The 21,045-nt window shown below is 34.2% G+C and carries 21 protein-coding genes; 17 read left to right on the top strand and 4 right to left on the bottom strand.

Translation table 11 applies throughout. The annotated features are described in order from the left end of the window. Window positions 1-105: 105 nt before the first annotated feature. Together gldC and M2373_RS16230 are read right to left on the bottom strand one after the other, a co-directional pair. Window positions 106-432 carry a gliding motility protein GldC gene (gene gldC / locus M2373_RS16235; protein ID WP_259112100.1) on the bottom strand — a complete coding sequence of 109 codons (327 nt, stop codon included), beginning with the start codon at window positions 430-432 and terminating at the stop codon, window positions 106-108. Window positions 433-531: 99 nt separating this feature from the next. Continuing rightward, window positions 532-1,515, bottom strand: a complete 984-nt coding sequence (locus M2373_RS16230) for a gliding motility protein GldB (RefSeq protein WP_259112099.1) — start codon at window positions 1,513-1,515, stop codon at window positions 532-534. A gap of 54 nt (window positions 1,516-1,569) precedes the next feature. Between M2373_RS16230 and M2373_RS16225 the strand changes: the two genes are divergently transcribed. From M2373_RS16225 to M2373_RS16200, 6 genes are all read left to right on the top strand, one after another. Further along, entirely contained in the window at window positions 1,570-2,262 is a 693-nt protein-coding gene (locus M2373_RS16225; protein WP_259112098.1) for a hypothetical protein, read from the top strand. 11 nt (window positions 2,263-2,273) lie between these two features. After that, window positions 2,274-2,819: a GNAT family N-acetyltransferase gene (locus M2373_RS16220; RefSeq protein WP_409013206.1), complete on the top strand. Its 546-nt coding sequence runs from the start codon at window positions 2,274-2,276 to the stop codon at window positions 2,817-2,819. Between the two features lie 109 nt (window positions 2,820-2,928). Further along, complete coding sequence (gene nadE, locus M2373_RS16215; protein WP_259112096.1) at window positions 2,929-3,723, top strand: NAD(+) synthase; 795 nt, start codon at window positions 2,929-2,931, stop codon at window positions 3,721-3,723. A gap of 92 nt (window positions 3,724-3,815) precedes the next feature. Continuing rightward, window positions 3,816-4,310 (top strand): ribonuclease domain-containing protein, encoded by a 495-nt coding sequence (locus tag M2373_RS16210; protein WP_259112095.1) that lies wholly within the window; start codon window positions 3,816-3,818, stop codon window positions 4,308-4,310. After that, window positions 4,297-4,914, top strand: a complete 618-nt coding sequence (locus tag M2373_RS16205) for a matrixin family metalloprotease (protein ID WP_259112094.1) — start codon at window positions 4,297-4,299, stop codon at window positions 4,912-4,914. Before M2373_RS16210 ends, M2373_RS16205 begins: the two co-directional genes overlap by 14 nt. After that, on the top strand, window positions 4,911-5,201 hold the full coding sequence (locus M2373_RS16200; protein WP_259112093.1) for a barstar family protein: 291 nt from the start codon (window positions 4,911-4,913) through the stop codon (window positions 5,199-5,201). Before M2373_RS16205 ends, M2373_RS16200 begins: the two co-directional genes overlap by 4 nt. Window positions 5,202-5,295: 94 nt before the next feature. Here M2373_RS16200 and M2373_RS16195 read toward each other — a convergent pair whose 3' ends face one another. After that, a complete protein-coding gene (locus M2373_RS16195) occupies window positions 5,296-6,609 on the bottom strand; it encodes a T9SS type A sorting domain-containing protein (protein WP_259112092.1) in 1,314 nt (437 codons plus the stop codon). A gap of 212 nt (window positions 6,610-6,821) precedes the next feature. On the opposite strand from M2373_RS16195, the gene M2373_RS16190 reads away from it, so the two are divergent. The 5 genes from M2373_RS16190 to M2373_RS16170 all read left to right on the top strand — a co-directional run bounded on the left by M2373_RS16190 (window position 6,822) and on the right by M2373_RS16170 (window position 13,501). Continuing rightward, entirely contained in the window at window positions 6,822-8,399 is a 1,578-nt protein-coding gene (locus tag M2373_RS16190; RefSeq protein ID WP_259112091.1) for a helix-turn-helix transcriptional regulator, read from the top strand. Then, window positions 8,396-9,520, top strand: coding sequence for a hypothetical protein (locus tag M2373_RS16185; RefSeq protein ID WP_259112090.1), 1,125 nt, complete (start codon window positions 8,396-8,398; stop codon window positions 9,518-9,520). The genes M2373_RS16190 and M2373_RS16185 overlap by 4 nt, the downstream gene beginning before the upstream one ends. 289 nt (window positions 9,521-9,809) lie before the next feature. After that, window positions 9,810-11,213, top strand: coding sequence for a hypothetical protein (locus M2373_RS16180; RefSeq protein ID WP_259112089.1), 1,404 nt, complete (start codon window positions 9,810-9,812; stop codon window positions 11,211-11,213). Window positions 11,214-11,257: 44 nt separating this feature from the next. Continuing rightward, the gene (locus M2373_RS16175) at window positions 11,258-12,751 is read left to right on the top strand and encodes a T9SS type A sorting domain-containing protein (protein ID WP_259112088.1); all 1,494 of its coding nucleotides are present in this window, start codon (window positions 11,258-11,260) and stop codon (window positions 12,749-12,751) included. 153 nt (window positions 12,752-12,904) lie between these two features. Beyond that, a complete protein-coding gene (locus tag M2373_RS16170; protein WP_259112087.1) occupies window positions 12,905-13,501 on the top strand; it encodes a Crp/Fnr family transcriptional regulator in 597 nt (198 codons plus the stop codon). A gap of 59 nt (window positions 13,502-13,560) precedes the next feature. Here M2373_RS16170 and pafA read toward each other — a convergent pair whose 3' ends face one another. Next, window positions 13,561-15,207: an alkaline phosphatase PafA gene (pafA, locus tag M2373_RS16165; protein ID WP_259112086.1), complete on the bottom strand. Its 1,647-nt coding sequence runs from the start codon at window positions 15,205-15,207 to the stop codon at window positions 13,561-13,563. 88 nt (window positions 15,208-15,295) lie between these two features. On the opposite strand from pafA, the gene M2373_RS16160 reads away from it, so the two are divergent. The 6 genes from M2373_RS16160 to M2373_RS16135 all read left to right on the top strand — a co-directional run bounded on the left by M2373_RS16160 (window position 15,296) and on the right by M2373_RS16135 (window position 20,924). Beyond that, window positions 15,296-16,030, top strand: coding sequence for a hypothetical protein (locus tag M2373_RS16160; protein ID WP_259112085.1), 735 nt, complete (start codon window positions 15,296-15,298; stop codon window positions 16,028-16,030). Window positions 16,031-16,214: 184 nt separating this feature from the next. Then, a complete protein-coding gene (locus M2373_RS16155) occupies window positions 16,215-16,754 on the top strand; it encodes a GNAT family N-acetyltransferase (protein WP_259112084.1) in 540 nt (179 codons plus the stop codon). Between the two features lie 128 nt (window positions 16,755-16,882). Next, window positions 16,883-17,467, top strand: a complete 585-nt coding sequence (locus tag M2373_RS16150) for a TetR/AcrR family transcriptional regulator (protein ID WP_259112083.1) — start codon at window positions 16,883-16,885, stop codon at window positions 17,465-17,467. A gap of 173 nt (window positions 17,468-17,640) precedes the next feature. Further along, window positions 17,641-18,378, top strand: a complete 738-nt coding sequence (locus tag M2373_RS16145; RefSeq protein WP_259112082.1) for an SDR family oxidoreductase — start codon at window positions 17,641-17,643, stop codon at window positions 18,376-18,378. Between the two features lie 128 nt (window positions 18,379-18,506). Further along, entirely contained in the window at window positions 18,507-19,883 is a 1,377-nt protein-coding gene (locus M2373_RS16140; RefSeq protein ID WP_259112081.1) for a caspase family protein, read from the top strand. Window positions 19,884-19,946: 63 nt separating this feature from the next. Next, a complete protein-coding gene (locus M2373_RS16135; RefSeq protein WP_259112080.1) occupies window positions 19,947-20,924 on the top strand; it encodes an aldehyde reductase in 978 nt (325 codons plus the stop codon). Window positions 20,925-21,045 lie beyond the last annotated feature (121 nt).

The following is a 21,045-nucleotide window of genomic DNA, read 5'->3' as shown; positions in this document are numbered from 1 at the left end:
TTTGGCGTTTAGCTTTACAACTAACTTGCCAAAACTTTATTATTATCTGCTTCATAACTTTTAGCAAAAAGCCAATTGCCAGCTGCTAAAAGCCAAAAGCTTTTTTTACATTTTTATTGCAGACTTGATTGCGAACTCTTCAGCCATTTGCTCAATCCACAATGCTACATCTTCTTCACCTGTTGCTCTTTGATAGGTATTTCCAAGAGAAACTAAAATCTGGTGCATAAACATTTTCATTTGGTCAACCGGCATTTCTTTTGTCCAAAGATCGATTCTTAAAGCTTCCATCGCTTTTTCATCCCAAACGGAAATCATAACCGCTTTTGTCTCTTCCTTATCAACCCCTCCATCCTGTGCATTCCAGGTCATTATTTCCGGAATATGGTTTTCATCTAATTCTACATCTATCGTAATCTGAGTCTTTCTCATAACTTTCTATATTTTCTAATAATTTTATTTTTTGCTGTTCACTTTTGGCGATATGTTCAGGATTTTCTCAAAAACTTTTAACCTTCAGCTTACAGTCTACTACTTTAATTTTGGTTTATATCCTGATTCGTTAAAAATTTTTGTTCCGTCCATCTTAAGGAAATCAATCAGTTTTGTCTCAGGCTTTTGTTTTAAATAGGCTTTACAGATCTGCCATCCGGTAAAAATTCCGATTTGCGGAGAAGATTCATTGTCTATCTCTGTATAAAATTTTGAAAAAGGTCCTGGCGAAATAAAACGACCGACCAATCTTGGATCATCTCCGAAAATAAGGTTACTTTCAACAAAATAGTTCCAGATATTCGCTTCATTGCTTACCGCCCATTCATATTGTTTCTGGGTATAATTTATTTTCAGATAATCCGGTGTATCAGGTAAAAAAGCATCCTGTAAAATCATTATTTTACCATTAAGAATAACCTGATCAATAAATTTTTGGTGGTCAGGTGATCCCGGCACCGTATTTTCAGCAAAAATCTGTGAGACCCTAGGCACAATATTCTGAGGGTTCATCGATTTTTGAAAATACAATTCCAATCCTTTATAATTCGGGTTTCCGTCACCCATAAATCCACTTATATCGATAAACAAAAGATTTCCTTTTGCATCATAAAAAATAGGATCCTGAACCATTTGCAGTGCTGAAGAAAATAAATACACTTTGGGGCTTTTAAACACCGGAAAATAGTATTTGATATGAGAAAACAAGTCCTGAAGCTCATTCTGAAGCTTTTGGATATTAATTTTGGATGCTGCCTCTTTATAAATTTTTATTTCTTCGGCATCCGCTCTTCTTTTTACAAAATCTTCATCCGAAACAGTTCCCTGAAACCAGGGAAATTTAGCTTTAAACTGATCCAATGAGGTATTCGGATCATAAAACTCTTTTGAAATATCTGTAACCTCAACCTTTTCGGCAGGATTTTTGACTTCAACCTTCCATTGATTTTGAGAGTCTTTTTTACAAGAATTCAAGCTTACAATGAAAAGCAAAGAAAGTGCAATAGTTCTGAAAATCTTCATATTTTTACATGAAATTTAAGTTTACAAAAATAATGAATTAAACATAATTTAAAGATGAAAAAGAAAATATTTACAACCCTCTGTTTTGTGCTTGCCGTTTCTTATGCCAGTGCACAAAAAGCTCCCGTCAAAGATAAAGCTGTAGAGAAAGAGACGGCTCCAAAAGACGACTCCAAATTTCTTACCGGGAAAAAAGTCACTTTTACAGATAATGAATTCAAAAAACAAATCGTCGCAAAGTACGACTTAAACAGAGACGGGGACATTGACCAATCTGAGGCAGACAAAGTAAGCACGATCATTATAGGGAACAACAATTTAAAAATCCGCTCAGCAGAGGACATCAATCTTTTCAGAAATGTACAGTCTGTGGTTCTGGATGGTAGTATTATTCTGGATATTGATTTGAAAAACTTAGATTATCTTAACCTCTTTTCATGTGTAGGCTGCAATTTACGAACATTTAAAAGTGAAAATCTAAAAAGTCTGACGGATTTATATCTCAATAATAACAAAGATTTACAGACGATTGATGTGAGCGCCCTCAACAAATTAATGGTACTCGATATAAAAGATACGCAAATAAAAAAACTGGACGTTTCTCAAAACCCTGATTTAATGACTTTAAATGTCAGCACAAATACATTAACAGAAGAAAACATTAAAAGAGGTAAAAAGGCAGTTTCTACCGCTATATCTTCTCCTTCTACGAGTTCTTCTGCCCCACAAAGACCTCCGGGAAACTAAACTCAACCTTGATGATAACCATAAGACAGGAAGAAGAACGGGATTATTCTGAAGTTTCTGAAATGATAGAGATCGCTTTCAGAAATATCGAATACAGTGACCATCAGGAACATTTTCTGGTTGAAAAATTAAGAAAATCAGAGGCTTTTGTCCCTGAGCTGTCAATTGTAGCTGAACTTATGGGCAACAATCACGATTCCATTAAAATTATTGGCCACATTCTGTTTACAAAAATCTGCGTAGAAAACGGATCAGAGTTTTATGAATCATTGGCGCTGGCACCTGTTTCTGTACATCCTGAATTTCAACATCAGGGAATCGGAGCCCAATTGATTACTTACGGACATTCTGTAGCAAAAAAACTCGGCTACCAATCAGTTATTTTAATTGGTCATGAAAATTATTATCCTAAATTTGGTTACGAAAAAACACGTAATTTTGACATTTCTTTTCCCTTTGACATTCCTGAAGAAAACGGAATGGCAACAGAACTGGTAAAAGATTCATTAAAAAATGTAAAAGGCATTGTAAAGTACCCTGAAGAATTTGGAATATAAATGAAAAAAACTCTATTTCTGTTTTCAATCAAATATTCAATTCAAAAATAAAAATTTTGATTTCACTGCACCTTAAAATAATCGTTAATTAAGAAAAACAATAAATATAATGCAAACACAAAAAGTAATAGATCATATTGTAAACTGGCTGAAAGATTATGCTGTAAAAGCGAATGTAAAAGGGTATGTATTGGGCGTTTCAGGAGGAGTAGATTCCGGAGTGGTTTCTACACTTTGTGCCATGACAGGGCTTGATGTTTTATTGCTGGAAATGCCGATCCGCCAAAAAGAGGATCAGGTAAATCGGGCCCAGGATCATATCGAAGATCTTAAAAAAAGGTTTCCAAACGTCAAAGGTCATACTGTAAATCTTACACCCGTTTTTGAAAGCTTCGAAACAACAGTACAGGATCATGCAGAAGGAAAATGGAGCAATAATCTGGCTCTTGCCAATACAAGATCGCGTTTCAGAATGGTGACTTTATATTACTTTGGTCAGCTTCACAGTCTTTTGGTTTGCGGTACCGGAAATAAAGTGGAAGACTTCGGAATTGGATTTTACACAAAATATGGTGATGGTGGTGTAGATGTTTCACCTATTGCTGATCTTTACAAAACTGAAGTATACGAATTAGCAAGAGCTTTACATCTTATTGAAAGCATTCAGAATGCAATTCCTACAGATGGACTTTGGGATGCTGAACGAACTGACGAAGACCAAATCGGAGCAACTTATCCCGAGCTTGAAAAGATCCAGAAAGAATACGGAACTAAAGCTGTAGAAGATTATGAAGGCCGTGACAAAGAAGTTTTCATGATATTCGACAGAATGCATAAAGCTTCAAAACACAAAATGGTGCCTATTCCGATCTGTGATATTCCGGAAGAGTGGAGAGAAGGCTAAAATTATAATATAACAATTTAACCATGTAATAGTTTACCAATTATTTTTCAATTGTCAGACTGTTACATTGATACCTTATTACCCTGTCAATTATGAACGGTAAAACAAGATCTCTGTTTTTTATCTGTCTCGGACTTCTTTTTGGAATGTCTGTCATGTACGTCTACAATAATTTCATTGCTGATAAAAAGCCTGAAACTACTGGTACACGACCAAAGTATCGTGCTCCTGAGGATTCTGAGGATTCTTCATACAAACAATCTATCGATCAGCTGACGGAAGAAAAAACTGTCATAGATTATGTAAAGCAACATCATCAGCTTCCTGCTTGTTACCTCACAAAAAGTGAAGCCAGAAAACAGGGCTGGAATCCTTCAAAAGGAAATCTCTGTGAAATCTTACCTGGAAAAGCGATTGGTGGTGACAAATTCAGCAACAGAGAAGGCACCTTACCTAAAGGATCTCAATATTTTGAAGCTGATGTTAACTATAACTGTGGAAACAGAAATGCCGACCGAATTGTATTCACTAAAAATGGTGATATTTATTTAACTAAAAATCATTATAAAAGTTTTGAAAAGCAATAATTATTGTTTTTTATTCATCATTTTAATCTTTGCCTTATCGTGTTCTGAAAAAAAACAGGCAGCGGTAAAGGAGAAACAAGCAACTACTGTTTTAGTTCAGCCTTTTAAAGATTTAAATTCTGAAAGTCTTAATTTTGTCACCAGTGAAATCAAAAAGATTTATCCGAATGTAAAAGTATTGGAGGCTATCGATTTTCCTGAAAATGCTTATTATGAAGAGAGAAACCGCTACAGAGCCGATTCTGTCATTAAATTTTTAAACAAAGAAACAAAAGAACGTTTTGTTACCATCGGATTGACCTCAAAAGACATCAGTGTAACAAAGGGTAAAATAAAAGATTTCGGAGTAATGGGATTAGGTTACAGGCCAGGGAAAGCGTGTATTGCCTCAAAATTCAGATTAAATAAAAAAAATGCTGATGAACAGTTTTTCAAAATTGCCATCCATGAATTAGGACACACACAAGGTTTAAAACATTGCCCCGAAAAAACATGTTTCATGAGAGATGCGGAAGGGAAAAATCACACAGATGAAGAAACTGACTTTTGTAAAAAATGTAAAACTTTTTTAATTAATAAAAACTGGAAATTTAAATCCATATGAAAACAATATACATCGATTTTACCGACATAGGTGATTATGAAGATTTTTACACACAATTAAAAGAAAAAATAAACCTTCCTGAGCATTTTGGAGATAATCTGGATGCTTTATCCGATGTCGTGACCGGAGAACTTGAAATGCCTCTTCATATAGAATTTGTAAACATGACGGTCGATCAGCTTGAGACTTTTGAAGACCTACTGACAACTCTTGAAGATGCGGAAGATGAAGTTGAAGACTTTACCTTCACGTATTATCTCGAACAGTACGAAGATGATGAAGAATAATTAAGATTTTAATCTATATTGAATATAACAAAACTCGCAGATTGCTCTGCGAGTTTTTTGGTCGAGTCTTGTTTAAAATGTGCCTAATTTTATTTTACTGTTTTATGAATGTAAAACTTTGTGAAACTTCCCCTTTCACGAAAATGCGTAGTACATAATTTCCTTTTGACAAGAAGGATGCATCAATCTGCTCTTCTACAGAATTTAAGGTAACTACTTTTTGACCGACCATATTGTATATTTCTGCTTTATCGATTTTTCCTGCGCCTTTGATGTAGATATAATCTTTAACAGGGTTCGGATAAATAGAAATTTTCTTATTATTTTTTACAATATCATTTGTAGAAAGATATTGTGTGATATCCAGATAGAAAGCCACTACCTGATTGGAAGCACCTATTCCTATCCCTGCAATTTTTTTCCCATCCTGAGAAATTGCCAACGGAAGCGACATGGTTACACCTTGGGTATTTATTCCCAATCCCACAGCATAATCATTCAGGTTTACACGTCCTCCTGCGGGAGTCCATATAAAGCCCTCTCCAGTCATCGGAGGTCCGGGAAAAGCTCTGAAAAAACCAATAACAGTTCCCCCATCAGCAGAAATTCCCGTAGCACCGCCTCTGAAGAAGGCAGAGGAATTTGGATGTGTTATATATGTAAGCCCGGAAGTACTGTTCCAGACATAAGGATTGGGCATTGCCGACCCTATTATTGTATTGCCATCAGCTGAAACATCACCTGCTTCACCTACATTTTCGCCATTATTATCGGTAATAAAAGTTTCGGTACCATCTATCCACTTTGCTCCACTTCTTGTACCGTCCTGCTCGTCCTGCCAGCCCACCACTACTGCACCATTGGCACTTATAGCATTGGCCCGGGAACTTCTTCCTGCCACGATACTTCCTAAATCGGTCACTCCACTGGAAGCATCCCATTTCACTGCATGAGCATTGGCAGCAGTAAGCCAGCCAAGTCCTACAACAGTGCTTCCGTCGGGAGTCATTCCCCAGGTTGAGCTTACACTTCCATCCCATCCCGTTGGAACTAACCCACCTTGATTTGTCCAAGTAGAAGAAGCCACATTGTAAGTAGAGATTTCATTAAACCCTGTACTTGCATTGGTCGTTGAGGATGCAATCTTTGTCCCGTCATTTGAAACCAGTGTTCTTCCTGCTGCGGGATAACCATTGGTAAGCGCTCCTATCTGGACTATTCCACCAGCTGCCGTCCATTTAAAAATGTCCCCTCCGCTGGTATGCATACTTACCACTCCGTTATCAGAAACTCCTCCTACTGTATAATTCCCTACAGCCATCACTGTCAGCTGCGCACCCATTTCTGAAAAACCTAACAAGAATAAAGCCGCTATAGCTTTCATTGAATTATTGTAAATCTTTTTCATATATGTTTGGATTTAATATTTTGGATCTGTGGAAACAATATTAATATTATATTTACCTTTTCAAAAGAATTTGACTTACATAATTCATGAAATTTAAAAGAACTTAAAAAATAAACATTTAAAAATCAATACTATACAAAAAATCTACTTTGATAAAATATTTTAAGAATACTGGAGAAAAAACAATAAAAAGCATTTTTTCACAAAAAAAAATGTGGCTAAAAAACATCTTTATACCTTTCATTCTGCTATTTTCTGTTTACAGTAAAGCGCAATCCAGTCCGGACTTTACGATTCTGGCAGATAAAGCTTTTCAAAAATTATATCAGAATCCCGATGACTGCATCAATTATTCTTTGAGTATCTTAATAAGCGATCAGAATATTGAACATAAAATAGTTCTTAGAAATATTATTTCGCAGGCCTATGCAATGAAAGGCGACTACGTACAATCTGTGAATATCGCCAGCCAGAAAGACGAATCAGATGAACATAAAAGCCGGTCTTATTTCATGCAGATGTTTGCAGACTATAATTTAGCAGACCAATATCAAAACCTTGATTTGTACAATCAGTCACAAAGGATTATTTCTGCCCTTCTGGCTAACAGAAAGCTTTTAAAGAGTGATGATAAAAAAGTAAGAATTACGATTGCTAAACTTTATCAGCTTCAGGGACTCAATTTCGGAATCAACAGAAACTATGATGTTGCCCTCGAAAACCTCAGCAAAAGTGATCAGTTCATCGATAATCATAATGAGGAAAACAAGATTATCGGCTACGAAAACAGGATCTTCAGGTCTACATATCTACTACGAAAAAACAAACTGTCGGAAGCCAAGCAATCCATAGAAAAGGTTATTTCTGATCTTGAAAAAGAAAATGAACAACCGTTTTTACAAGCATTAGCCTATGAAGATTATTCGCGTTATTACTTTTCAAAGCAAGATTATCATACTGCTATAGACAATTTGGAAAAAGCGCTTTCAAAGGTTGAAAATTTACCATTCAACACTTTAAAAGCACGAATTTATGAATCTTTATCTAAGAACTATTTTGCCCTTCATAATGACGAAAAATACCATGAATACAATAAACTTTATAACGAATACCGTACAAAAACAGACTCAAGCACGAAAGAAGGAATACGGTATATTGTAAAACTGGTAGAAACTTATCAGAATAAAAGCCTGGAATTTCAAAAACATACAGAACTTGAAAAATTCTGGATGATAAGTTCTTTATTTTCATTGATTATCATTGGGCTGATTATTTATTTTTTAATTATAAAAAGTAAAAACAAAGATTTAAGAAAACAATTTGAATTCTTTGAAAAGCAAAGGAACAGAAAAAAAACAATCCCTGCTGATACAAGTATTCCTAAAGAAGAAATGACTGTTACCGAAAAAGACAATAATAAAATCTCAAAGGAAAAGGAATATGAAATTCTTCAGAAATTACAGGCCTGGGAAGAATCTGATCAATACTTAAGCAAAAGCATGTCGCTATCCATGTTGTCTGCCCAAATGGGCGTAAATACAAAATATCTTTCGGAAGTTATTAATAGCAGCAAAGGAAAAAACTTCAATGGATACATTAACGAATTAAGAATCAATCATATTGCCCATCTACTGAAAACAGATTCTACTTATTTAAATTATAAAGTAAGTTATCTGGCTGAGTTTTCAGGATTCTCGTCTCACAGCGCATTTACCACGGTTTTCAAATCTGTTACAGGAATGTCACCCAATGCCTATATTCAGGAAATAAGTAAAAACAAAACATCATGAAATTAGGTTTAAAAATAATATTGCTGATAGGTTCACTCTGGCTGATCACCATACCGGGACAGAAAATTTCCGATGATTCTCTGATGAAAAAAGCCCGCCTGGAGATCTATGACAATCCGGATAAAACAATATCTATAGGAAACCGCCTGTTGAAAAAAGAGAAAGACATCAATAAAATGATCTCCATCTATATGCTTCTTTCAACCGCAAATATTGCCAAAAGAAATTTTGATGAATCTTTAAAATACAGCATAAAAGCCAAGGAATTAGCTCAAAAATCCAACGATCTGAAAATTCAGACCAGTGCTTTAATTTCTGTGGCCATACAATACCAGCAGATGGAGTTATTCAGCAAAAGTATTGAAACGCTGAATGAAGCAGACCTTTATCTATCACGACTTTCTGATGAGATGTCTGAAAAACATATTGAAACGGCAAGGAGCTTTGCTATCCGCGGAATGATTTATAAAAGTCAGTCAAATTCCGAAATTGCCCTGGAAAAGTTTCTGATTTCTATCCAGCATTTCAAAAAAGTTGAAAAAATGACTTATGCTAATATGAGCGTGGTCTATTATAATATCGGACATTGCTACCTCAATCTCAATCAAATAGAAAAAGCAGAACATGCATTCTTAGAAGCCGCAGACTATGCAAAAAAGAACCACGCAAAAAGCCTGGAAGCCTTCGCTCTAAAAGGCACTGCGGAAGTTCATAAGCAAAAACGGGAAAATAAAATGGCATTAGAGCTATTGACACAAGCGGAACAGCTTGGTAAAAATACCAGAGATCTAATCCTGAACGAAGGAATTTACAAAGAAATGGCAGACAATTATCTTGCGATGGGAAATCAAAACCTATATCAGATGTATAACAAGAAACAGTTTGAAATGCGGTTTGAGAGAGAGCAAAATGAACTAAAATCGATCAATCAGGCTATTGACAACCATAATAATGAAACGCTTAAGAAGAGTGATGAATTGAAAAAAAACTATCGATATCTTAAAATTATATTTATAAGTTGTGCTTTATTTATTATCGGACTACTGTTATCGATCATCTTTAATATAAGAAAAGAGAATAAAAAATACCATACAGAAATTCAAAAAATGATTCGTTATTAATTTATACATTTATTTCAGTATTTATTGAATTATTTACATTATCAACAATTATAACTTATTCTAAAATAAAATCATGTAACATTCTTTTTTAATTTAAAAAAGAAACTTATAACTTAAATAAAAATGATAAAATTTATTTTTTTTATTTATTTAAACATTAACAAATTCAACTAAAATTACCAACAAAACAATTATATTATATTAAAATTATCATTTTTCTATTTTTTAAAAAAATTTATATAACTTTGTGCGCAATACTACCAAACAGGGTATATAAACACAAACAAAGATGAAAAAAACAATTATTATCAGCAAATGGCTGTTGATGCTCATTTGTCTATGCATTATTCATACACAAGTAAATGCACAGTACACCAGTACTTATAACAATGTTACCTACCAATCAACCCAACCTTACAATCTGAATGTAATTTATTTTGTCCCCAATGATGTTCCCTTGGATCCCACCTATAAAGTAAGACTCAGTACACAATTATTTTGGGCTCAAAATTTTTACCGACAAAATATGATTGCCAATGGGTTTGGCCCTAAGACATTTGGTCTTTTTACAGAAGCAACAAACCCTACGAATGTAAAAATTATTTTAATTCATGGAACTAAGTCAGCCTCATCTTATCCATATAACAATACCGGAAATAATGTACTACAAGAAGTAAACACATTTTTCAATAGCAATCCTAATCAGAAAACTTCTGCTCGTTCATTAATATTTACCGCAGGGAAAAATGCCTATGCTGATGTTGCTTTTTATGGTTTAGGCCTGAACTGTTTTGCCATTGATTATCCAGGATTTGATGTACAATATTTAAGTAGTACAGGTACGGGTGCTGATAAATTCAGAAGCTTATTCGGAGGAATGCTGCACGAGTTGGGACATGGTCTTGGCCTTCCCCATTCTCATCAAACCAACACGGAAAATACTACTCCAACTAAGGGAATGAACCTGATGTTTTACGAAAACGGAACTTTAGGAGTATCTCCAACATTTATCAATCGTGCAGGCTGTGCTATTTTGAACAATAGTGAACTGTTTGCAACGACTTCCGGTACTGTCTATAGAAATGGTAACACTACAAATCTTAAAAATATAAAGACCTCATTTTCTAATGGAAGTTTAAACGTTTCCGGAACATTTGAATCTAACAGAACTGTAAATGAAGTCAATATTTATCAGGATTCTTATGCGACTCCAAGTCAAGGGTATTATAAAGTCGCCTGGTCGGTAAAACCTGTCGGCAACAGCTTTTCAATAGCAATGCCGGTCAATGAACTTCAGACAAAATCGGGACCTTATAACTTACAGATAGAGCTTGTTTTAAATAATGAAGAAAATTCTTTTCAATATTTCCCATTTAACTATAATAATGGAATTCCAGATATTGAAAAAAGTACATTCGTAGGGGGATCTCTTTCACTAACGACTGATCTTACTGGAAAAAGCTACCAATGGCAGTATAAAACATCATCAGGATCGTGGCAAAACTTTACGGAAGGGACTTCTCCCGGTTATGCTAATTTTACAGGAACAAAAACAAATACACTTAACATTTCCAATGTTTCAAGCATTTACGTAAACAATCCGGATACAGCAAGAGTAGTTGTTACGTTGGCTAACGGGCTAACGGAAGCACTGTCGGAGATCCTCAAATATGGCACGTATATGGAGGTATAAAAACACAACCTCAGGCTAAAACTATTACCTGCGTAGGAGGATCCTTGCAAATTTCAGCACAAGCTTCCGGCTCATCTTACCAATGGCAATTTCAAGATGGCAACGGAAACTGGCAAAATTATACAGAAGGCAACATCCCAGGATACGCAACTTTTTCAGGAACAACTACTCCAACATTGAACGTTTCAAATATTTCCAATCTTTATTCTTCATATTTTGAAAAAGTAAGACTCCTTGTATATAGTGGCAAAGCTAATTTTATAGCTTCGAATACTGCTCAATGGAGCGTCGAAAAAGTAGACATAACAACACAGCCTCCCACTTCTCTAACAGCCTGCGTAGGAGGAAATTTAAATATTTCCGCAACAGCTTCCGGTGCTTCAACGTACCAATGGCAATACCAAGACAACAATGGCAACTGGAATAATTATACAGAAGGAAATGTCCCGGGATACGCTACATTCTCTGGTACAAAAACATCTGCATTAACAATTTCTAATATTTCCGGACTTTATACCTCTAACTCCGAAAAAACAAGATTATTGGTAACAGGAGCTGGTGGATGCTCAGTCGCTTCTAAGACTGTGTACTGGAAAGCCGAAAATGTAAGTATTACCTCACAACCAAACACTCTTCAAAATGTTTGTGTAGGAAGAAGTTTAAATATTTCGGCAACAGCTTCCGGTGCTTCGAAATACCAATGGCAGTTTCAAGACAGCAATGGCAACTGGAATAATTATACAGAAGGAAATGTCCCGGGATACGCAACATTCTCTGGTACAAAAACATCTGCATTAACGATTTCTAATATTTCTGGACTTTATACTTCTAATACTGAACGTACAAGATTATTGGTAACTGGAGCAGGTGGATGCTCAGTCGCTTCTAAGACTGTTTCGTGGAAAGCTGAAAATGTAAGCATCACATCACAACCAACCGCTCCTCAAAGCATTTGCGTTGGAGGAAGTATAAGCTTAAGCGCTATTGCCTCCGGTGCCGCAACCTATCAATGGCAATACCAAACAAGCAGCGGTAGCTGGAACAACTTTACTGAAGGTATCGTTTCAGGATATGGCACATTTTCAGGAACGAAAACCTCGAAAATGACCATTTCCAATCTTGCTAATATTTACACAAACCATGTTGAAAAAACAAGACTTGTCGTAACTGGAGCTGGTGGCTGTACCATCATTTCAAATACAGTAAGCTGGACTGCTTCGAATTGTACTGGCAAGATAAGTGCTAATTCTAAAGGAGTAAGTGTTGACGAAAAAAATGGTACAGATATTAAAATGAATAACACACAAAGCGTTTATCCAAATCCTGTAAAAGATGAGTTAACTGTTAATTTAGGCAATAGTAAAAACTCCTATCAGGTGCAGATTTTCAGTACCACAGGGCAAATCGTTTATCAGACTATAACCTCTGACACAATATTAAAAATACCATTCTCTGATAAACCCGCAGCTAATTATTTAGTTGTAATTAAGAATACTTCGGATGGTTCTCACAAAACATTTAAAATAATCAAAATATAATTTTCAAATATAAATCTTTATAAAACTCGCATATTGTATGCGAGTTTTTTTTATTTCATTTATAAAGTAATGCTGAGGCATCGATGTGGTATTCATCAGTTTTCAAACTATACGTTTTTATTACTACTTTTATCCCCAATTAATAAACCAGTTATGATCATCTGTGAAGACCTGTTGTTTTCTCACGGCGCGAAAATTCAAAATTACACTTCAGGCGAATTCATTTTTGAAGAAGGAACTGAACCTAAATATTATCTGCAAATAAAATCAGGGACCGTAAAACTCACCAGCCTGCTTGAAGACGGCAGAGAATTCATTCATGGAATCCCTTTTGAAGGGCACTGCATTGCTGAAACTTACCTATTTAATAATAAAAGTTATGCTATTAACGCCATTGCAATAACGGATTGTGAAATTATAAAACTTGAAAAAAGTAAATTAAAAGATCTGCTGCAGAAAAAACCCGAGCTCATTTTCAACATCTACTCCTACACAGCCGATCGCATGCATTACAGATATCTTACGTCTGCTTCATTTATGTTCCAAGACCCATTAACCAAACTGGAGCTTGTGATGAATCATATGAAAAACTATTTTGGTTTTAAGGAAAAATACTCTTTTGCAGTTCCTTACACAAGACAGCAATTGGCTTCACTTACAGGCTTACGCATTGAAACAGTCATCAGAACGATTAAAAAAATGGAGAAACTGAAAATCGTCAAATTAGACAACAGTAAAATTTATTTTTAATCCATAAAAAAATCCTTAACGTTGCTGTTAAGGATTTATATTTTAAATAAAAAATTGAATTACTTTCCAATAGCTTCAGTAATCGGATTTCCTACATTTCCACTTGGAAACTGAATCTTTAACAACGAAGAAACCGTAGGAGCGATATCTGTCATATGATACTGCTTATTACTTTCTCCATGCTGAATGCCCCAACCCATAAAAATTAAAGGAATATGTGAGTCATAAGAATTCCAAACACTGTGTGTGGTTCCTGTTTTTGAATAAGGAGGAAGCATAGAATCGTGAGAAATCAACTGGATATCTCCACTTCTCTGTCTGTTGATTCCATTGATAATTCTCTGTTTAATCGGTTCAGGAATTGAAGACTGAGCAACTTTCGTTACAGAAACAGCATACAGTACTGTCGGATCTTTTTCAAGTTCTTTAACGGTGAAATCTACCACATCATCCAACTCAATTTTATTGTCTTTCAATAATTTTCTATCAAAATAAACCTGATAATTATCAACAGCATTAATTAATTTATCAACCCCGAATTTATCTTTTAATTTCTGGTTAACATTTTTTTCCATTCCTTCTCCAAAGAAACCCGTTGTGATTTTATGCTCCTGTAAAAACCCTACAGAATGTGCTCCACCGTGATCTGCAGAAAGGAAAACTGTATACTGTCCTTTTCCGACTTTCGAATCCAAATAATTGAAAAACTCTGCTAAATCTTTATCCAATCTTAAATAAACATCTTCAACTTCTATAGAATTCGGTCCAAATTTATGTCCTGCATAATCTGTCGATGCCAAATTGATCGTCAACATATCCACAATATCATCTCCACCTAATTTCTCTCCTTCTACAGCTGCTTCAGCCAACTTCAAAGTCAATGTATTTCCAAAAGGAGTATAACGGATATTGTCTTTTTTAGCTTTATAGTCTGCCGCCAGATTACTGTAAGGGAAAGTAGGAGTCTTTGAACTACCTAAAAGCCCTTCCCATGAAGAATTATCCGGTGAACTTTCTGTGTATTGATTGATCGGAAGTAAAGTATTCCAACCGTTTGCAACCAGTTTATCCGGCAAGTTTTGTGAATTAAAAGATTTTACCCATTGTGGCAAATCATTCATATACCAGGTACTTGTGATGAAATCTCCTGAGGAGTCATCAAACCAGAAAGCCCCGTTTGGTGTATGACCAGCCGGCAAAATTGAAGCTCTGTCTTTTAAAGAAACTCCGATTACTTTTCCCTGAAAATTCGTTGCCAGTCTCAACTCATCAGAAACGGTTGTAGACCATAAGTTTTTAGGCGAATGGCTTCCTACTTTTACATTGGTAGTTCCAACCGGTTTTACATTTTCATCCGTTGTACAATATACATTTTGTCCGGTCTCTTTGTCTGTCCAGTCATTTCCTGCAATTCCGTGAATCGCCGGAACGGAACCCGTATAGATACAGGTATGACCTAAAGCTGTAATCGTAGGAACGTAAGGAATATGAACATTATTTAAAGAATATCCTGTATTCAAAAGCCTTTTGAAACCGTCGTTACCATATTTATTGTAAAAACGGTACAAATAATCCCACCTCATTTGATCCACCACTAAACCAACTACTAATTTTGGTCTTTCCAATTGAGAATTTTTGTTCTTCTGAGCATTGATTGTAATTACGGACAGAAATGTAGCTGCCGCAATTGAAATTTTCCTAAGCATCTAGTAAATTTTTATTAGAAGCAAATTTACGGGTTTTGAAAGTTTTAGTGTGTGAAATTTTGATTAATTTTGATTTCTATCACTTTGTATGAAGCTTATATTTTTTCTCAGCCTATTTATTTTTTCGATCAATCTCTCTGCTCAGGATGGTTTTGTGAGAACTAATTGTGGTCATTTCAAATTAAACATTAGTTCTAATATACATAAAACAATTAACTTTCTAAGCGAAGAAAGTTATAGAAAAATAATTAAAGACAGTATTCAAAAAAGGCGAATGCCCACTATAAAAGAAAATACAGATTTATATAAAGAATTTCAGAAAAATTTTCCAGACAAACTTACAAGGCATTGTGTTAACTCAAAGTTTTTTCAAAATGACAGTATAGTATTTCATAAGTTCTGTGACAGTGCCACAACATTAATTCTTACGAGTAAAGAATATAATTTTTATATTTTTAAAGTAAAAGCTTTTGAAGTTGGTAATTATTTACTCTTTAATACGCATGATCAAACAATATATTCAACGAGTAATTATCCTTTAATTTTAGATAATGGAAAAACTGTTTTTGATATCGGTTATGCTTATGGAGGGTTTAAAACTGCTAAATACTATAGGTTTAATGATAAAAAAACTGAATATTTTAATTTTTCTATTCCTCCAAATTATTCATTAAAAGATTTTAAAATAATTGATGATAAAAACAGAAAAAAAATTGTAGTCGATATCATTACATATCAATTAAAAAAAAGCGAGCCTGGAAGTAAGTTTGATTATGAAAATGATGTAAATGATTATTGCAGAAAATTTTTATTGATTGATTAATCATTTCTTTTTTTCTCAAAATTTCAATTCCAAAATATTAAGGATCTCCCAAAATAAAATTAATTCCATCTGAGTATATAAATCTTGAAAAAGATGGTTATTTTTATCCCAATATGGAATATATTTGGGAACATTTCGAAAAACAAGGAGGATTACCGTCTATTAAAACTGAATAAGATACTTCATGGAAATCAAAACACTGGAAAAACTCACCTCCAACCCCACTCTAAACTGGGGATTCAACGGTTATGAAACCGATAAAATCCTTGCCGTTTCTACCATTAAAATCGGAAGCTCTTTAGAATTTAATCTCAGAGAAAAAAATCAATATTATAAAAAAATCTGGGAAACAAATGCTGAAGACGTTGATGATCTGAATGAAATTATCGAACAGGGCAATTCATTCGGAGCTTTTGAAAATGGTGAATTAATGGGTTGGGCAATTTGTGATTTCAGAAAATGGAACAACAGTCTTTTTATTGAGAACATTCTGGTCAGCGAGAAATATCGGGGTCAGAATATTGGCAAATTATTCATTAAAAACATTAATCGCAAAGCCAGAGAACTGCAATGCAGAATGGTCGAGCTGGAAACACAAAACACCAATTATCCGGCCATTCAATTCTATCAAAAAACAGGTTTTTCTATTACAGGAATGAATACAAAACTTTACAACGATTCTTTTGAGACGGCTTTGTTGATGAGTTTTGATGTTTTGGTTTAAAATCAATCTCCCATAAATTCTGACAGATCATCTTTAAACTTTATCGACAAAAACTATAAAAGATATTTAAATTTTTATTTTGTACCAATTAGTACAATTATATATCTTTGTCCCATCAAAATAAAGAAATGGCGGGAAGACCAAAAATATTCGACGAGCAGGAAGCGATTCAAAAAGCGACCGAGATCTTTAGAAATAAAGGCTACGACACCGCATCTGCAGATGAATTATTGAACGCCATGGGAATTGGGAAAGGGAGTTTTTATTTGGCTTTTAAGGGTGGAAAACAGGAATTATATGTTCGCTCGATCAAACAGTTTTCGGAAAATTTCACAAAAAAAATTACTCAGCTCCTTGAAAATTCTGAAGATCAGATTGAGTTTATCAGACAGTTTTTTCTAATTCTTGCCGATGCTGAAGATTGCGATATTGAAAGAGGTTGTTATCTAGGAAATGCACTCGTTCAATTATCTGAAAAAGATGAGGATATCAAACAAATAACTGCAGAATTATTGAAAGGCTTACAGATTATTTTTGCAAAAGCGATTCAAAAAGCCCAGCAAAGCAAACAGCTGAAAACTCAGGAAGATCCCGAAATTCTGGCTTGGCATTTAACCAATTTATGGAATGGAATTCATGTCACAAGACGCATGGAAAGCTCCCCAAAGATTCTTCGTTCGATGATTGAAATGAATTTGAGAGTATTGGAATGAGGTGGGAAGCGGGATAATGGAGGTTTTAAAATAATGCTGTTGATTTGATGAGTTTAAACTTCCAGCACCAAACTTCCAGCTTCCAGCCTAACCAAAATAAAAATTTTTATCATATTTTGTACCAAATAGTACAATATTTAAATTGAATATAAATCAAACTAAAACAAATTATTATGAACATTACAGACAACACAATTTTGATTACTGGCGGAGGTTCAGGAATCGGTTTAGAAATTACAAAAGTATTAAGTCCAGCGAATAAAATCATTATTGTTGGAAGGAACAAAGAAAAATTGGATGCTGCAGCAAAAGGCTTAGAAAATGTTTTCACGATTCAGGCAGATATTACGAATGAAAATGATGTTAACAAATTGTACGAAGAAGTAAAAACTACTTTCGGAGAAATCAATATTCTGATCAACAATGCAGGAAATGCTTACGTTTACAATCTTGCAACAGACGGAGATATTTACAGCAAAGCAGTGGCAGAATTTACAACAAACTACTTCGCTCCTCTTCGATTGACAGACAAGTTTTTACCGTTATTAAAAGAGCAAAACGAAGCAGCCATTGTGAATGTTTCTTCAATTGTTGGATTCGTTCCGGGTTCGCATCTTCCGACGTATTCGGATTCCAAAGCGGCGCTTCACTCTCATACAAGATTATTGAGATACGAACTGGCAAAAGAAACCAACATCAAAGTTTTTGAATTGATGCCACCTTTGGTTGCCACAGATTTCTCCGCAGAAATTGGCGGTTTGGAAAACGGTATTCCGGCTTCAGATGTTGCCAATGACCTTGTAAAAGCATTGCAGGAAAACATATATGAAATTCGTGTAGGAAATACAGGTTTAATTTATGATAACTTCTTTGCAGCTACAGAAGGTGCTTTTGCAACGTTCAATAACTAAAAAATTTCATCATTCCTGATTAGGAGTTGATTCCATATATTTTATCTCTCACGAGTTTTTCGTGGGGGATTTTTTTGGTTAGAATTAATTAAAAATAATTTATAAATTTGAAAATATAGATTAATAGTATGTACAAATTTATAGGAATTGCAATAAATGAATATGATGATCCTTTAATTAATAATTTAAATAATTGCCTTAATGATATTGAGGCTTTAGTACAAATTTTATCACAAAAATATATATTTGATGAATTTGAAATATTAAAAGAAAAAGAACAAACTACAAAAAGTTTTATTTATAACCGCCTATTTGACATTTTCAGCAATGCTCTAAAAGAAGACAATTATCTTATTTATTTTGCTGGGCATGGAATTTATCATTCAAAATTAAAATCAACTTATTGGCAAACCTCAGATTCAAAAAATATAGACATTATTACTTGGTTAAATTTAGATGAAATAACAAAATTTTTTGAAATATCGGAATCTAAACATATAGCTCTTATTTCTGATAGTTGCTTTTCTGGAGGGATATTTGAGACAAACCGAGGTGGAGGAATTACAGCTTTAGAAAATAAAATATCTAGACAAGCATTAACATCTGGGAGTAAAGAAAAAGTTCTTGATGGAAAATCCAAAAATAGTCCATTTAACCAAATTGTTGTAAAAATATTATCTGAAAATATGGATGATAATATGTCATTTATAGATTTTTCACAAAAAGTAATTTTGAATTTTAATCCTGAATTGAAGCAAACACCAATTTTTGGTTCGTTAGAAAACACAGGGCATAATGGTGGTTCATTTACATTCAAAACTTTAGATAATGAACCTGAATTATATAAAGAAATAAATTTACCATTAAGATTACATTCTAATGTAAATGTTGATGGAAATTTTGTACTTCCTCAATTTCTTAAAAATGACTTATTTGACAACGAATTTATCAACTCCTTTATTAGTCAATTAGGGAATTCAATAATTAGCGATACTAGAAGTTCTTTCAATGAACTTAAAGATGAAGAAAAAAATGAAGTATATAGCTTAGATTTTCACTATCATATAAAAATAATTAATTCTCATTTCTTGAGTATTCTTTTCACAAGAAATGAATCTTACACTAGGGCATTACATCCAAATGATTATTTTTATACTTTGAACTTTACTTATCAACCGGAAAGAAAAATCTCAGTTTATGATGTAATTGATATGAGTGAATACTCATATCAAAGTGAATTTATACTTTTTTGTATAAATAATTCTGATGAAGATATTGATATAAAGGAAGAATTATTAAAGCATTTTTCAACAACAATTATTTCTAATGAAATTAATCGAAATGAAATAGATTTTACATTTAATGAAAAATATTTAAACTTGTATCTATCTAATCATATGCCAAGAGTATCACAAGCAATAGGTTTTATAGATATTTCATTAGAAAAACTTAAATTGAATAAAAGAATATCTGATCTTTTGACCTCCACAACAAACAAAACTTGAACCCCACAACAAAACTCCAACTCCAAATAATCCCCAACTTTGTACTGTAAAATTTAAATCAAAATGAAAAACGTACAGACAAAAACAACAGTTTTGGTAACGGGAGGAACAGGATTTTTGGGAGTTCATACCGTTCTGCAATTATTACTACAAGGATATGAAGTGAAAACAACACTTCGTTCATTTGCAAAAAAAGACACCATCATCAAAGCATTGGAAGAAGGCGGAATTAAAGATTTTTCGCAACTTTCATTCATTGAAGCAGACCTTACAAACGACAACAATTGGGACGAAGCCGTCAAAGATTGCGAGTATGTTCTTCACGTTGCATCACCCTTCCCTGCTCAGGATCCACAAGATGAAAATGAACTCATTATTCCTGCGAGAGACGGAGCTTTGCGTGTTTTGAAAGCCTCGCGTGATGCGGGTGTGAAAAGAGTGGTTTTGACCTCTTCTTTCGCGGCAGTCGGTTACAGCAAAGAAATTCAGGACCATGTTTTCACGGAAGAAGACTGGACGGATATAAATGCTGAACTTCCAGCTTACATCAAATCGAAAACGGTTGCTGAAAAATCGGCTTGGGAGTTCATCAAAAAAGAAGGCAACGGCTTGGAATTATCAGTGATTAATCCAGTCGGAATCTTCGGTCCTGCCATTGGTGGAATTACTTCTGCTTCATTGGATAACGCGGTTTCAGGAATTCTAAGCGGAACTTTGAACTACACTCCCACTTTTACGATGGGCGTTGTCGATGTGAGAGATGTTGTGGATATTCATATCAAAGCAATGTTGAGTCCGAAAGCTGTCGGAGAACGTTTTATTGCAACTTCAGATGGTGTGATGAGTTTCTACGATGTTGCCGAATTATTCAAAAAAGAAAGACCACAATACGCGGAAAATATTCATAAATTAGAACCAATCGGCGAAGAATTCTACAAAGAAATGTCCAATGAAAAAGCAAAAACTATTCTTAACTGGAACCCAAGAAACCGTGAAGAAGCGTTGCTGGCAAGTGCGGATAGTTTGATGAAAAAATCATAAATTTATATCTGATTTTAACCGACCTAGGAAAATTGAGCGTTAAGAAAATTTAAATTAAATCCGTTGAAAAATTTCCACTGTTCGAAGTGCGACACCAACGTTGAGATGTAAACAAATCTTG

The sequence above is a fragment of the Chryseobacterium sp. JUb7 genome, from assembly GCF_024806495.1.
GTDB lineage: Bacteria > Bacteroidota > Bacteroidia > Flavobacteriales > Weeksellaceae > Chryseobacterium.
Note: the sequence above shows the minus strand (reverse complement) of the source record. Positions and strands in the feature narration are given on the sequence as shown.

Excerpts from the sequence above, each read along its gene's own strand:
- gldC (WP_259112100.1), bottom strand. The coding sequence starts at position 432 with ATGAGAAAGACTCAGATTACGATAGATGTAGAATTAGATGAAAACCAT.
- M2373_RS16230 (WP_259112099.1), bottom strand. The coding sequence starts at position 1,515 with ATGAAGATTTTCAGAACTATTGCACTTTCTTTGCTTTTCATTGTAAGC.
- M2373_RS16225 (WP_259112098.1), top strand. The coding sequence starts at position 1,570 with ATGAAAAAGAAAATATTTACAACCCTCTGTTTTGTGCTTGCCGTTTCT.
- M2373_RS16220 (WP_409013206.1), top strand. The coding sequence starts at position 2,274 with ATGATAACCATAAGACAGGAAGAAGAACGGGATTATTCTGAAGTTTCT.
- nadE (WP_259112096.1), top strand. The coding sequence starts at position 2,929 with ATGCAAACACAAAAAGTAATAGATCATATTGTAAACTGGCTGAAAGAT.
- M2373_RS16210 (WP_259112095.1), top strand. The coding sequence starts at position 3,816 with ATGAACGGTAAAACAAGATCTCTGTTTTTTATCTGTCTCGGACTTCTT.
- M2373_RS16200 (WP_259112093.1), top strand. The coding sequence starts at position 4,911 with ATGAAAACAATATACATCGATTTTACCGACATAGGTGATTATGAAGAT.
- M2373_RS16195 (WP_259112092.1), bottom strand. The coding sequence starts at position 6,609 with ATGAAAAAGATTTACAATAATTCAATGAAAGCTATAGCGGCTTTATTC.
- M2373_RS16190 (WP_259112091.1), top strand. The coding sequence starts at position 6,822 with ATGTGGCTAAAAAACATCTTTATACCTTTCATTCTGCTATTTTCTGTT.
- M2373_RS16185 (WP_259112090.1), top strand. The coding sequence starts at position 8,396 with ATGAAATTAGGTTTAAAAATAATATTGCTGATAGGTTCACTCTGGCTG.
- M2373_RS16180 (WP_259112089.1), top strand. The coding sequence starts at position 9,810 with ATGAAAAAAACAATTATTATCAGCAAATGGCTGTTGATGCTCATTTGT.
- M2373_RS16170 (WP_259112087.1), top strand. The coding sequence starts at position 12,905 with ATGATCATCTGTGAAGACCTGTTGTTTTCTCACGGCGCGAAAATTCAA.
- pafA (WP_259112086.1), bottom strand. The coding sequence starts at position 15,207 with ATGCTTAGGAAAATTTCAATTGCGGCAGCTACATTTCTGTCCGTAATT.
- M2373_RS16160 (WP_259112085.1), top strand. The coding sequence starts at position 15,296 with ATGAAGCTTATATTTTTTCTCAGCCTATTTATTTTTTCGATCAATCTC.
- M2373_RS16155 (WP_259112084.1), top strand. The coding sequence starts at position 16,215 with ATGGAAATCAAAACACTGGAAAAACTCACCTCCAACCCCACTCTAAAC.
- M2373_RS16150 (WP_259112083.1), top strand. The coding sequence starts at position 16,883 with ATGGCGGGAAGACCAAAAATATTCGACGAGCAGGAAGCGATTCAAAAA.
- M2373_RS16145 (WP_259112082.1), top strand. The coding sequence starts at position 17,641 with ATGAACATTACAGACAACACAATTTTGATTACTGGCGGAGGTTCAGGA.
- M2373_RS16140 (WP_259112081.1), top strand. The coding sequence starts at position 18,507 with ATGTACAAATTTATAGGAATTGCAATAAATGAATATGATGATCCTTTA.
- M2373_RS16135 (WP_259112080.1), top strand. The coding sequence starts at position 19,947 with ATGAAAAACGTACAGACAAAAACAACAGTTTTGGTAACGGGAGGAACA.